This is a genomic window from Streptomyces sp. UNOB3_S3, from assembly GCF_020740895.1.
Taxonomy (GTDB): Bacteria; Actinomycetota; Actinomycetes; order Streptomycetales; family Streptomycetaceae; genus Streptomyces.
Window position 1 is genome coordinate 1 of sequence record NZ_JAILXP010000215.1, and the last position, 12,488, is coordinate 12,488.

The following is a 12,488-nucleotide window of genomic DNA, read 5'->3' on the forward strand; positions in this document are numbered from 1 at the left end:
GCTGCATGGCTTCAAACGCCTCCGCATCCGCTGGGAACGACGAGCCGACATCCATGAAGCCTTCCTCCGCCTCGCCTGCTGCCTCATCACCCTCAGACAGATCAACTCATTCTGTTAGCTGTTGTTACTCCAGTGGGGGCTTCGCCGTTCCTTAAGGGCACTCCTCCTCCGGCGGTGGCCGATTACCCGTGGTCTCGTTGGGGCTCAGGCGGGCCACGACCTCAGTCAGCGTTTTACAAGCCTGCTTGATCCTGAGATAGGCGTTGTTCCGCTCGGTGGTCACGGCCGCGAGCAGCAGTGCGGTCAATGCCACGGAGCCGTTGAGGGCTTGCAGTGTGACCATGGTCGCGAGGAGGCCACGGCCTGCGAAGGGGCCGGTGTGATGGGTGGCCGCTGTGACGGCGATGACGGAGACGATCAGGGCGCAGGGTGCGGCGCCGGCGAGCTGGAAGCGCAGGGCCGCCCAGATGAGGGCCGGGAAGATGAGGAAGAGCAGGTGCAGGGTGGTCCTGGTGGCCAGCAGGGTGACGACGGTCGTCGTGGTGAGGAGGAGCGTCGCCTCCGTCCACCGGAAGAAAGGGACGCTCCTGGGCCACCGGGCCCGGCTCGCGAGCAACAGCAGCGGCGTCACGACGAGCACGCCCAGCGCGTCGCCCGTCCACCACGCCGACCAGGCCGGCCAGAAGTCGGCCTTCGGCAGCGCGCCGGTGAGCGCCAGGGAACCGGCACCCACGGTCGCGCTGATCAACATCGCGGCCATGGCGCCGAGGAACACCAGTGTCAGCCCGTCCCGCAGCCGGTCCATCTCGGTGCGGAATCCCGCCCGCCGCAGGAGCAGGTACGCACAGACCGGTGCGAGGGTGTTCCCGCACACGATCCCGATGTCGGCAACCTGTAGGCCGACTCTCACAGAGGCGGCGAGGTGGCCGAGGGCGATGCCGGGCCAGATCCCCGGCCCCAGGAGGAGCAGGCAGGCCAGTGAGACGCCGGTGGGTGGCCAGAAGGGGCAGATCACCACGCCGGCGGGGAGCACCCGCTGCAGCAGGCTGGCCTCACTGGCCGCGTAGTAGGCGGCGCTGACGGCAAGGATCCGAAGGCTCGCCGCGCTCAGCCGTCTGATGTCCTCGTTGTACACCACAGCGGCCATCAGACAGCCTGACCGGCCGGAGGCCCGTCGGTGACACGCGCCAGGGGGCCGCCGTCACCCGCGCTCGGCCGGTTCGGGGCCACGGCTGAGCACCAGGACCGCGGCGTCGTCCGTGTGACCGGTGAGATCGGCGATCTTGATCACCTCGTCGGCCAGCTCGCCGGGGTCGGCGTGGACCCGGGCTCTGACCAGGCGTGCCACTTCTGCCAGCCCCGCCTCGATCGGGAAAGCAGGCCCCTCGACAATGCCATCGGTGAACAGGACGAGCGCTTCCGCGTCGGCCAGGAGGCGCCGTGTCACCGGGTACTCCTGCGCGGGCAGGATGCCAAGGGGCGGGCCGCCCTCCTCCTCGGCAACGCCCCAGTCGCCGTTGCCTGTGGCCCAGACGGCGGGGACGTGGCCGGCCCGTGCGTCGCTCATTTCCCCGGTAGCCGGATCGACGCGGAGGAAGGTGCAGGTTGCGAAGAGCCCGCACTCCATCGATACCAGCAGGTCATTGGTGCGACTCAGCACCTCCCCCGGGTCTGGGACGACAGCGGCCACGGCACGCAGACCGATACGGATCTGCCCCATGAAGGCGGCCGCCTCAACATCGTGGCCCTGAACGTCCCCGATGGAAAACCCGAGAGCGCCGTCGGGCAGCCGGAAGCCGTCGTACCAGTCGCCACCGATGTCCAGACCGTGGCGGGCAGGCGCATACCGCGCAGCACTCCGCAGCCCCGGCACCGTCGGGAGAGCAGAAGGAAGGAGCTCTTTTTGCAGCGCTATGGCGAGTTCCACCCGGGCCTGTTGCAGTTCCACCCGCTCCAGCGCCTGGTCGCTGAGACGGCCGAGCGCGGTCAGCAGGTCGTCGACCGCATCAGAGCGCTTGTCACGGCTCCGGGCCATAACCCTCCCGAGAAACTACCGAAGAGCATATTCGCTACAATAGATCTATTTTCATCATATTCGGGGCTGGAGCTTTCGCCACGGCTGCCGTCGAGGGCTCGCGGCGCGACTGCCGATATCCGCTGTGCCGATGACCCCCAAGGCCGGAGCACCCCGTCCCGAGTGGCTTGAGGTCAGCCGTTCGGGTGCGGCGTCTTGTCCCAGCTGTCGTTGCGGAGCCGGCTCCCGCGGGCCAGGCGCCGGGTCATCAAGGTGATCAGGGACCACGTCAGGTGTGCTTCCGCATGTTCGGGCAAACGCTCGTAGTCCCGGACGCTGCGGCGGGCTTTCATCAGCCGGCCAAGCGTCCTCTCGACCTTCCAGCGGTGGGGAACGACGACAAAGCCCTTCGCGCCCTTGGGCCGGGAGACGGTGCGAAGGCGCAGGTCGAGGAGGTCGCCCGCCCAGCTGACGAGCTGCCCGGCGTAGGCACGGCCGGCGAAGACCTGGGTGAGCTGGGGGTGCGTCATCCTCAATCGCCAGAGCAGTTCCCTGGCCGCGTCGCGATCGCTCATGTCCAGCGTGGTGAGCAGCGGCTCGGGCAGCCACTGGCCGACGTACGCCTCCCTGCGGCGCTTGATGGCGCGCAGCCGGTTAAACGCCTGCCGGGTCGCGATCCGCACCAGGTGCGCCCGCTGGTCACGCACCTGTCCCAGGTCGGCCTTGACCCAGCACAGCCAGGTCTCCTGGAGGGCGTCTTCGGCGTCGGCCGCCGAGCCGAGCATCTCGTAGGCGACGGTGAACAGCAGGTTGCGATGGGCGACGAAGATGCCGGTCGCCTTCTGGGCGGTGGTGTGGTCGGTCATCTCCCGGTTTCCCTCCCCCGAATGCGTGGTCAGGCTGCCCGTCCCGCGTTGGCCGACGCCTCGTGCACGGCCTGCAGCAGTTGCCGGCGGTGGTCACCTGGGCCAGGTGTGCACGACGAAATCGGTGTTGTCAGCCATGGATGGCTCCTCCGTTTTTCAGGGGTCGGAGCGTCTTCTCGACGGACAGATCCGGCGCGGCGGCCAGACGGCGCTTGCGCTTGGGCAGGCCGAAGGTCGGGTGCGAGGTGGTCCACAGCGACATCTTGAGAATGCCCGCCTTGATCCGCGCGGCTTTCCGGCCACCCACGTACGTCGGCTTCGCCTGCGCTTCGCCGTCGACCATCTGCAGGATCCCGTCCCGTCGCCCGAGGCTGATGTGATTGCCCGGGTAGACCAGCTTGGTATTCGGGACCTTGCGGCCGGTCAGGTGCCCCACGATCGCGGCCGTGGCCTGCATGCCGGTGAAACCGGCCGAAGCGCAGGACATCGGCAGCGGCCGACCGTTGTCACCGATGACGTAGGCGCTGTCTCCGGCGGCGTAGACGTTCGGGTGCGAGACCGACCGCATGGTGCGGTCGACGACGATCCGGCCGTTCTCGGTGACTTCCAGCCCGCCGACGGCGGCCATGGGGCTGACCGCGAACCCGGCCGTCCATACGGTTGCGTCGGACGCCAGGACGGTGCCGTCGGCGCACAGCACCCGCGTCGCTTCGACGGCTTCGACCTCAGTGTGCTCCAGGACGGTGATGCCCAGCCGGTCGCAGGCCCGGCGCAGGTGGCTGCGGGCTCCGGCGGAGAGCGGGGCGCCCAGCTCTCCGCGGGCGACCAGTGTCACCGACAGTCCGGGCCGGGATTCGGCGATCTCGGTGGCGGTCTCGATACCGGTCAACCCGTCACCGACGACCAGCACACTCCCGCCTTCACCCCGCCTGCCCAGGCTGTCCAGGCGCTCGCGCAGGCGCAGCGCGGAGGGCCGGCCGGCGACGTCGAAGGCATGCTCGGCCACACCGGGGACACCGTGGTCGGCGACGTGACTGCCGAGCGCGTAGAGAAGCGTGTCGTAGCCGAGCTCACCGACACCGCCGGCGGCGTCGGCCACGGCGACGGCCTGGCGCTCGGGGTCGACGGCGGTGACACGGGCCAGGCGCAGCCCTATCCCCGTGCCCACGAAGACGTCGGCGAGCTTCGGGGCCTCGATCTCCTGACCGGCCGCGAGCTGGTGCAGCCGCAGCCGCTGGACGAAGTCCGGCTCGGCGTTGACCACGGTGATCTCGGTGTCCGCCAGGGACAGCCGACGGGCCAGGGTCCCCGCCACGTAGGCCCCGGCATAGCCGGCGCCGAGGACGACGACGCGGTGCTTCATGAGTTGCTCCTGTCGGCCCGCTTGCTCCCGGTCAGTGGTGAGTCGCGTGGAGCGGCGCCCCGATGGCTGGCCGGAACTGACACCTGCGTATCCGCTGCCGATCACGACCGCCTCGATCTTCTCGGTCATGCTGTCTCCTCTGTCTCAAGGGGTTCAGCCTCAAGACACCGCGCGGCCGATCCCTGTGACAGCCTGTGAGGCAGATCACGCCCGGGGCCGGATGTGTCGCCGACGGAGTGGTCGCGGGCGGCAGTGTAGGCATTGGACGCCGGGGCGGTCCGGGCGTCGATGCCGCGGGAGCCGATCAGCCCGTACGAGGCGGCGAACCGGCCGGCGACGGCGCTGGGCACCCGAACGAGGACGGCCAGGCGCCCGGCGGTGTCCACGCTCGCGGTCGAACGACTCATCGCGCTGGGCCGCGCCTGCTGCTCGGCCTGAGCCGCGACCACAAATACCCGAAGCCCAACCCGGACCAGGTCGCCCTGCTTCTCCACCGCGACGTCGACACCCTGTCCGAACAACACCCCGAAGCCGACTGGACCCACCTGCCGCAGCACCGGCACAGGCCGACGCTCCCTACTTGCCGCACTTGCACCTGCACCTGCACCTGCACAGGAGACGGCCACCACGTGACCAGCGCCCGGCCCGGGTGTGGGGGGACGGGAGGCCGAGGACCGCTTGGAACGGGATTGGAGAGGCTGGTGGCAACCGGTATACGGAGTCCGGTCAGTCCCGCTGCTCCTCCAAGCACCTCCACCGCCTCCTGGGCGACGAGCGCGGCCTCCATGCCGGTGGTCTGCTGGCGGACCCGGTAGCGGGAGCACGCGACCGACAGGCCGCTTGCCGGGCGATCCTGCGCAGGCGTTCGCGACGTCGACAAGAGAGCCTGGGGCAGGTGAGGCAGGGCTGGCACATTTTTCATTTTTGGCTCAGGCAGACTGGCCCGGCCACTCGTCTTCACCAGCGCACGGAGAACGACGCGACGAGAGGACAGCCGTCCGATGGACCCGACGATGGACATCAGCGTGATGGACGGCCGCGATCCGGACACGGACACCCGCCTGACCGAGGAGTTGTTCGCCGGTCTGCCGGTGCCCGTGCCCGACCTGGCGGATGCCGGCGGGCAGCGCCCGGCGTGGCTCGTCGTCGCCCGGCAGCCGGACGGCGGCCTGCTGGGCTGGGCGGAGGCGTACGAGCAGCCGGACGGTATAGCGGAGGCCGACCTCCTGTGGCTGGTCGCCTCCCGGGAACGGGAACGTATCGTCCAGGGCCACAACGTCACCCGTGAGGTCACACCGGAGGACCAGGCCGTGGCGCTCCGGCTCGTGCGTGGCGCGGCCGACCACGCGCGCGCCACCGGGTACACCGCGCTGTACTGGGACGACCCGGAGGGCCACCTCGGCGCCCAGGCCCACGCGGAACTCGGTGTCGCGGAGCACGAGGAGCTGGGCCGGTACTGGACGGTGAAGCCACTGATCACGTGGACCGCTCCGGCCGGGCTGCCGCCGGTGACCGTCCGCACGGCCCTCGAGTCCCCCGAGGGCCGCGACCTGGCGGCGTACGCCGACTTCTACACGGCCGTCACCGGGCAGCCCCACTCCCCGGAGGACACGGCGGAGCTCCTCACCGACCTGCCGTCGCTCCCCCAGGTGACGCTGGATCTCCTGACCCCGGACGGAGCCGTGGCGGCCCAGGTCACCGCCGTGGTCGAGGGCGAGGAGGCCACGGTCGACGCCGTCTTCCGCCGCCGGGACGTCACCGCGGGACCACTGACCGCGTTCCTGGCCACCCTCGTCGAGCGGCTGCGCCACGACCACCCGGGCGTCATGTCCCTGGAGGTCCAGGAATACGGCGGTGGCACGCTCGCGGAGGCACTCACCGCGACGGGCGCGCACGTGACCGGCCGCCGGTACCAGTACCGGCTGGCACTCTGAGAAGTCGGGTCGCCCGGGGGAACCACACCCCCGGGCGACCCGACTTCTGAACAAGCGAACACACGAGGCAGCCCTCAGTCACACACCTCGTCACAGGTGAGCAGCACCCAGGCGACATGATGTCAGCCATGACGCCAGTAGCCGGGGCACGCCGTCACGTTCCCTACCCGGTACCGGAGCAGCCGAAAACGCCGGTCGCCACACCTCGGCGGACGGCACCGGCACGGAACCCGAAGCCGCGGGGTCACCCCAACCGGGATTCCTATGCCGACGAGCCAGCCAGCCGGTCGGCTACCGGTGGAAGGCGTCATTCCCCCGTCGCGACGACTCAGAGCGCGTCCCCACCTGCGACCATGCCCAAGGGCTCCATACGCCTCAAGGGCCTCAAAAGACAGGGCGGACACCACCGGTTCACGTCGTTAGACTGCGACCCGCTCCCCGCCACATGTCTGATGCACGAAGGGCGATACGCCCTGCCCTCGAGGAGGCACCGGAATTGATACGAGACCCTCAGCACGACCAGTGGCCGATCCCGCCCGCAGTGCAGGAGGCCTACGGAGCAGACGACCTCGGCACGAAGCCCATCTTCGCCGGAGGATTCATCAACTTCGGCCACTGGCAGGCCATCGACATCAGCTCCGGCCTTTCCCACGAAGACCGCGTCCGCAGCCAGCAGGACATGTACCGGCACGTCCTGAACGCCCAGCCACCCACCGGGCAGTCCCGGGCGCTGGAAGTCGGCTCCGGCACCGGGGTCGGCACCGCACTGGCACTTCAGGAGTACGGCTTCGCACACATCACCGGCATGGACATCCACCCACGACAGACCGAACGAGCCCGACAGTCCAACTCCCGCCTCCTGACAGACCGGCCAGAACACCTCAGCTTCGTCCAGGGCGCGGCAGAGGACATACCCTTCGGCGACGAGGAGTTCGACTTCCTCTACAGCGTGGAAGCCGCCCAGCACTTCACCGACCTGAACGCCTTCGGGCGCGAAACGGCCCGCGTGCTGCGCCCCGGCGGACAGGCCGTGATCGCCAGCTTCTTCACCACCGACGACACACCCAGCCACCCCGAACACCTCGCCACGCTCCTCGACTGCTACGCCAACGGCCTCGACCTCGCCCACCCCGTCACCCACGTGACCGACGCCCTCACCCGGGCCGGGCTAACACACACCCGAGCCACATCGATCGGACCGGCCGTCTGGCAGGGCTGGGACCGCTGGATCACTCACGTCTCCGGACCCGACGCGTGGCCCCGCAACTTCCTCCGCGCATACGAGGAAGGCATCCTCGACTACTACGTCATCACAGCCACCCGGCCCACCGCCTAAACACCACAACCCCCATCAGGCGGGGAACGCGTTGGCTGCACAGCCCGGAACGGCTGTGAGCGGACACCCTGATCGGCTCTGATCAACTTTTCGAGAAGGCCCCACGGACAGTCACCTCCGTCATGCAGCGAAAAGGGCGCGGAGGCGGAGTAGGTCGACGTTCGCGCGGCCTGCCGTTTCAGCATCATGAGTTTCCTTCGACAGGGCTACTGTTTCATTTGAGAGTGAGGCCAGCGGTAACAGCGTCGAGGTCCTTGCACATCCTGGCCTGGTACTCCACCCATCACACGCCCCCGCAGTGGCTGCCGGCGGTGTTCGCCGAGTTCCACCGCACGCTCGCGCCCGGCGGCTACCTGCTCTGGGGAGACTATGTCGGCGATGAGCGGCTGCAGCCGACCCACGGCTATGGCCGTCCGGTGTCCTACGAGTCGTACCTCCTGCCCCTAGACCGCATGGTCGAGCTGCTGGGCCGGGCCGGGCTCGTCGTCACCGCGAGACTGGAGCAGGAGCCCGGCGGACGGGTGAACCGACCGCACGCCTGCCTCCTGGACCGCAAGCCCGAAACGCCCTGACGGGGCTCGTTCCCGGTGTGAGGCCGCTCGGCCCGAGGCACGAGCGTCTCCAGGGCGAGCAGGACGCGGGGCCTCGCCCCTTACGATGCCACCGGCGTCGGTGACGTCCTCGACGGTGACTCCGCCGAGGCGGGGAAACAGCTTCCGAAGTACCTGGACACCCGACCCGCCGCTCAAAGATCAACGTGACGCCGAGTCACGCCTGTTCGGCGGCCCATGAGAGGTCGGACGTCGCCGTGCCTCGTCGTCGGGAATGTCAGTGGTGGCCGCGATCCTGGCGGTGTGATCCCTTGGAACCTGCTCGACCTCGACAAGGCCCTGCGAACCAGCTGGGCCGCCGACACTTGCTCGCCCGACAACCAGGCCGACTGGCAGCCAGGCAACCCGGCCTGGGGGCACTGCGACATCACATCCTTGATCGTCCACGACATCTTCGGCGGCGACCTTGTGGTCGGCGACGTGCACCTGGACGGGGTCCAGCACGGATTCCACTGGTGGAACCGGCTGCCCAGCGGAGCGGAACTGGACCTCACACGTGAGCAGTTCCAGCACGGGCAGACGGTCACGGCTGCCCGTGTCGTCAAGCGCCCGTGCGGCCCGCTGCCCCGCCGCTGGAAGGAATACCTCCTTCTACGCGAGCGCGTGACCAAACTCCTCGGCCAGCTTCCAGAGCCCGCATAAGGCGTGGTGACTGTCTGTGGTGCCTTCCCGAAAAGTTGATCAGAGGCTGTCCGCGAACAACGACAGGCCGCCGGACAGTACCGGCCCCTCGGGCCGACGTCCCGCCGCAGCTGTTCACCACAGGCCGGCCTGGATGACGACGCCAGCAGTCCCCAGCCCGTGTCCGTCAGTACTCCAGCAGTCGGCGGACCTCGCCCTCCCCCAGCCTGATCACAGCACGCGGCCGCATAGGCCCCTCACCACGTCATGAAAGCAGCCCCCTCCTTCGTCACCACCGACAACATACGAACCGGGCGCCCGGGCACAGCTCTCGGCCGAACAGCAGAAGCGGCTCGCGGGCCGGGCGTTCCACCACTGGAAGCCCCGGCCCCAGCCCCTACGGCCAAGCGGCCCCAGGAAGGGGCCGGGTAAGGCTCAGCGGGCACTCCGACGCGGCCTCGCCGCGCAGCCCGCGCGCCATGAGCCGACCGGTGAAGCACCGGCCTGTATCCCGAGAGCACCGCGAGGAGAACACGGCCGAAGGCCAGGGCGCACCGGGTGGTCATCAGGCTGGGTGCATGGGAATCGGACGCCCGCTCAGGAAGGGACCAACCCGGCAAGGACCAGCTGGACGCACTGCGGGAGCCGGGCATACAACGGGCACGAGCAACGACCGGCCAGCCTTTGAACCCGCCGGACACGCCAGTGCACGGACAGGCCCCGGGCTGTGACAGTGCCCGGGGCCTCGTGCCGCCTCCCGGCCGGGCCGCGGGCCGGGTGGGCTCTTCGTCCGCTCCCGGATCCAGGACGGATTGTCAGTGGTGGGTGAGACGGTAGGAGCATCGAGCCGGAACGAGGGGAAGCTGTTATGTCCGGGAACCAGAACTACATCAATCACGTCGCTCTTGTGCTGGATGCCAGTTCGTCCATGTCGCACCTGAGCCGCAAGGTCGTCGAAGTCGCCGATCAGCAGATCGCATACCTTGCCCGCCGGTCGAGGGAGCTGGACCAGGAAACCCGCGTCACGGTGTACGTCTTCGCGGACAAGGTGGAGTGCGTCATCTACGACAAGGACGTGCTGCGGATGCCGTCGCTGAAGCAGCTGTACCGGGTCGGCGGGATGACGGCCCTGCTGGCGGCCGCGCTGAAGTCACAGCGGGAACTGGCGCAGACGGCTCAGCTGTACGGCGACCACAGCTTCCTGACGTTCGTCCTCACCGACGGGCAGGAGAACGCGAGCCATCGCTGCCCGGACGCCCCCGCCGGGGATCCGCGCGCACTGGCCGAGGCCGTGGCCGGGATGATCGAGACGCAGGAGGACAACTGGACGCTGGCCGTCCTGGTGCCGGACCAGATGGGCAAGCACGAGGCCATGCGGTTCGGTTTCCCGAAGGACAACATCGCCATCTGGGACGCCACCAGCACACAGGGACTGGAAGAAGCCGGGCAGGTCATCCAGCAAGCCACCGAAAAATTCATGGTGGGCCGCACCCGCGGTATCCGGGGATCGCGGACGGTGTTCTCCACCGGTGCGGAGGCGGTCAACGAGGACACCATCAAGGCGGCCGGCCTCACCCCGGTGGACCCGTCGGAGTACGAGCTGATTCCGGTGGCTCGTGACGCGGCGATCCGGGACTGGGTCGTCGAGTCCGGGCACACCTACCGCACCGGTGGCGCGTTCTACCAGCTGAGCAAGTCGGAGAAGATCCAGGCACGGAAGCAGATCGCCGTACTGGAGAAGAAGACCGACCAGGTCTACACAGGGCCCGAGGCCCGGGCCCTGCTCGGCCTGCCCGACATGGAAATCCGCATCAAGCCGGACCACAACGACGACTTCACCATTTTCGTGCAGAGCACCAGCGTCAACCGCAAACTCGTCACCAACACGAGGCTGTTGCTCATGCACTGACGTCTCGGGAACTCCATCGGGTCGCGGAGGCTTCAGCGTTCCGGCAGCACGCCACCCGCCGCCCGAGCACGACACAGAATACGGACGCGGCTCGGGCGGACAAGCGGTGCGATAACGCCGCAGGGGCAGCAGTGGCCACAGCCGCCCACGTGACCTTGTGGAAGGCGCCGGGGAATACGACGCTCACCACACCAAAAGCGTCTGGGTGCCGAGCCCGGACTTGTTGCGGTGCCGGAGAGCGGCGGGCTGGTAGGGGGCATGGGGTGCGGTCCCGGCCGATGGCGTCGTCACCAGTCGATGTGTGTGGCGATCCAGTCGTCCAGTCCGTCCTCGTCGTCCGCGGAGGGCAGTTCGGGGCCACAGGAGAGGGGGGTGCAGGACAGTTGCAGGTGGGTGAGGTAGCCGTAGGGACCGTTGTCGGCTGCCGGCCCGAGTATCAGGGCGTGAGTGGGGGTGCGCCAGACACGGTTCGTCAGTGCGGGCCCGGCCACCATGGCCGAGGAGGACAGCACCGTCCGCTCAGGGGGTGCGCCGAGGTGGTCGGTCACCACCTGCGCCGCCTGTGCGAGTACGGCCTCACAATCCTGGTCCGTGCAGGGCCTGCGGCCGCTCCAGGCTGTCCTCCCAGGACCACCCCCGGCGCTGTACTTCGACATCGACTGCGTCGAAACTGTCGGTGACGTAAGGCGCGGCCGGGAGACCCACAAGTTCAGCAACAGCCCCGGCCGTCAACGGCCGGTGGGCAAGAGCATGTACAGGAAACAGCATATAGAACACCCTAAAGGTGCCACTACCGCTGCCCGGCGCCGAACCCCACTAACAGCCACCTCGTCGCGCATGCCGGCCTGGACCCCGGCGATTCTCGGTTCCGGGTCGCCGACCTGCTCCTGTGCAGGGGTTACTTCTTCGAGGCCTTGGCTGCCTCGTCCCCCGCCGTGGCTGTGGCGCGCTTGCCGTCCTGGACCTGCTGCAGGCGCTTGAGCGTGGCGGCCAGCATGTCCTGGACACCAGTGACACCAGTAGTGTCGCCCCCGGTCCCCTGGAGCTCCACCCGGATACTGACGCTGCCGGAGCGGCTGAAGCCATGGACCGAGTTCTCGCTCAGGCCCGGGTTCACGACGAACACCGTCTCGTCCCCTACCGTCTTCTTGGGGGTCCGTTCCTTGCTCCGCTCCGTGCCCTTCCATGAGGCGTAGGCGCTCTTGTGTATCCCCTCCGAGGTCACGCGCTTGCCCTTGTACGGCTCCCATCCAGGAAGCACCTCGCCGGGGCCAGGAAGCGCCTGAGTGATCTCGCCCTGCTCGAACTGCTTGGTGAGAGGCTTGCCAGCCTCATCCTCCGAACCCGAAGAACAGCCGGTGAGAGCGGCCAGGCTCACGAAGGCCGTGAGAGCAGTGACGGTGATGCGTGTGCGTGATATGCACATACCCTACGGGCGCAGGCCGATGAACAGATCAGCCGGTTTTGGAACGAGACAGCCGGCCACCCGCTGCTCGGCATCCATCCGGTCGAGCAACGCCTTCTCGGTTTTCCCCACGGTCGGCCCCCGTGCCGCCCTGTCCACCGCCGGGCCACAGGTGTGACGGCATACCCGCGCCACTGCGCCCGCCGAGCTCACCATAGTCGCCGACCATGACCAACACGTTGCCGACCACGACGGCCGCAGTGCACAGGGCGGCCCGGCATCGACTTCCGATTACCCCCCTAACAACAGCTAACAGAATGAGATCTGTTGACGCTGGTTGCCGTGTCTGACGGGCGGGTTGAGCGTTGTCCGGCTCGTGGGGGCATCGCCGTGGATCGTGTCGGATGAGTTGTGGGAGCGGATCGGGCC

General features: G+C 68.6%; 10 protein-coding genes and 3 pseudogenes. 6 read left to right on the forward strand and 7 right to left on the reverse strand.

Annotated features, from left to right (window positions below; genetic code table 11):
• Positions 1–118 (forward strand): annotated as a pseudogene (locus K6I33_RS22150) (IS5/IS1182 family transposase); the annotation flags it as partial.
• A 33-nt stretch (positions 119–151) separates the two neighbouring features.
• Here K6I33_RS22150 and K6I33_RS22155 read toward each other — a convergent pair.
• The 5 genes and pseudogenes from K6I33_RS22155 to K6I33_RS22175 all read right to left on the reverse strand — a co-directional run bounded on the left by K6I33_RS22155 (position 152) and on the right by K6I33_RS22175 (position 4,806).
• The gene (locus tag K6I33_RS22155; protein WP_229355751.1) at positions 152–1,147 is read right to left on the reverse strand and encodes an MASE1 domain-containing protein; all 996 of its coding nucleotides are present in this window, start codon (positions 1,145–1,147) and stop codon (positions 152–154) included.
• Positions 1,148–1,201: 54 nt separating this feature from the next.
• The gene (locus tag K6I33_RS22160) at positions 1,202–2,035 is read right to left on the reverse strand and encodes a PP2C family protein-serine/threonine phosphatase (RefSeq protein ID WP_229355753.1); all 834 of its coding nucleotides are present in this window, start codon (positions 2,033–2,035) and stop codon (positions 1,202–1,204) included.
• Positions 2,036–2,580: 545 nt separating this feature from the next.
• Positions 2,581–2,880: pseudogene (locus K6I33_RS22165) on the reverse strand (sigma factor); the annotation flags it as partial.
• A 130-nt stretch (positions 2,881–3,010) separates the two neighbouring features.
• Complete coding sequence (locus K6I33_RS22170) at positions 3,011–4,243, reverse strand: NAD(P)/FAD-dependent oxidoreductase (RefSeq protein ID WP_229355770.1); 1,233 nt, start codon at positions 4,241–4,243, stop codon at positions 3,011–3,013.
• 125 nt (positions 4,244–4,368) lie between these two features.
• Complete coding sequence (locus K6I33_RS22175) at positions 4,369–4,806, reverse strand: hypothetical protein (RefSeq protein ID WP_229355755.1); 438 nt, start codon at positions 4,804–4,806, stop codon at positions 4,369–4,371.
• Positions 4,807–5,244: 438 nt separating this feature from the next.
• Here K6I33_RS22175 and K6I33_RS22180 point away from each other — a divergent pair, with 438 nt between their 5' ends.
• The 5 genes and pseudogenes from K6I33_RS22180 (at position 5,245) to K6I33_RS22200 (ending at position 10,654) form a co-directional block, all read left to right on the forward strand.
• Positions 5,245–6,177 (forward strand): hypothetical protein, encoded by a 933-nt coding sequence (locus K6I33_RS22180; protein ID WP_229355757.1) that lies wholly within the window; start codon positions 5,245–5,247, stop codon positions 6,175–6,177.
• 496 nt (positions 6,178–6,673) lie between these two features.
• The gene (locus tag K6I33_RS22185) at positions 6,674–7,513 is read left to right on the forward strand and encodes a class I SAM-dependent methyltransferase (protein ID WP_229355759.1); all 840 of its coding nucleotides are present in this window, start codon (positions 6,674–6,676) and stop codon (positions 7,511–7,513) included.
• 260 nt (positions 7,514–7,773) lie between these two features.
• Positions 7,774–8,085, forward strand: a pseudogene (locus K6I33_RS22190) (class I SAM-dependent methyltransferase); the annotation flags it as partial.
• A gap of 282 nt (positions 8,086–8,367) precedes the next feature.
• A complete protein-coding gene (locus tag K6I33_RS22195; RefSeq protein WP_229355761.1) occupies positions 8,368–8,766 on the forward strand; it encodes a hypothetical protein in 399 nt (132 codons plus the stop codon).
• 847 nt (positions 8,767–9,613) lie between these two features.
• Entirely contained in the window at positions 9,614–10,654 is a 1,041-nt protein-coding gene (locus K6I33_RS22200) for a vWA domain-containing protein (RefSeq protein ID WP_229355763.1), read from the forward strand.
• A gap of 287 nt (positions 10,655–10,941) precedes the next feature.
• Here K6I33_RS22200 and K6I33_RS22205 read toward each other — a convergent pair whose 3' ends face one another.
• Both K6I33_RS22205 and K6I33_RS22210 read right to left on the reverse strand, forming a co-directional pair.
• Positions 10,942–11,202 carry a hypothetical protein gene (locus tag K6I33_RS22205; protein ID WP_229355765.1) on the reverse strand — a complete coding sequence of 87 codons (261 nt, stop codon included), beginning with the start codon at positions 11,200–11,202 and terminating at the stop codon, positions 10,942–10,944.
• A 350-nt stretch (positions 11,203–11,552) separates the two neighbouring features.
• The gene (locus K6I33_RS22210; protein ID WP_229355767.1) at positions 11,553–12,032 is read right to left on the reverse strand and encodes a hypothetical protein; all 480 of its coding nucleotides are present in this window, start codon (positions 12,030–12,032) and stop codon (positions 11,553–11,555) included.
• Between the last annotated feature and the right edge of the window lie 456 nt (positions 12,033–12,488).

What these genes read in the sequence shown, in the direction of transcription:
- K6I33_RS22200 (WP_229355763.1), top strand. Translation starts at nt 9,614, where the DNA reads ATGTCCGGGAACCAGAACTACATCAATCACGTCGCTCTTGTGCTGGAT.
- K6I33_RS22160 (WP_229355753.1), bottom strand. Translation starts at nt 2,035, where the DNA reads ATGGCCCGGAGCCGTGACAAGCGCTCTGATGCGGTCGACGACCTGCTG.
- K6I33_RS22180 (WP_229355757.1), top strand. Translation starts at nt 5,245, where the DNA reads ATGGACCCGACGATGGACATCAGCGTGATGGACGGCCGCGATCCGGAC.
- K6I33_RS22155 (WP_229355751.1), bottom strand. Translation starts at nt 1,147, where the DNA reads ATGGCCGCTGTGGTGTACAACGAGGACATCAGACGGCTGAGCGCGGCG.
- K6I33_RS22170 (WP_229355770.1), bottom strand. Translation starts at nt 4,243, where the DNA reads ATGAAGCACCGCGTCGTCGTCCTCGGCGCCGGCTATGCCGGGGCCTAC.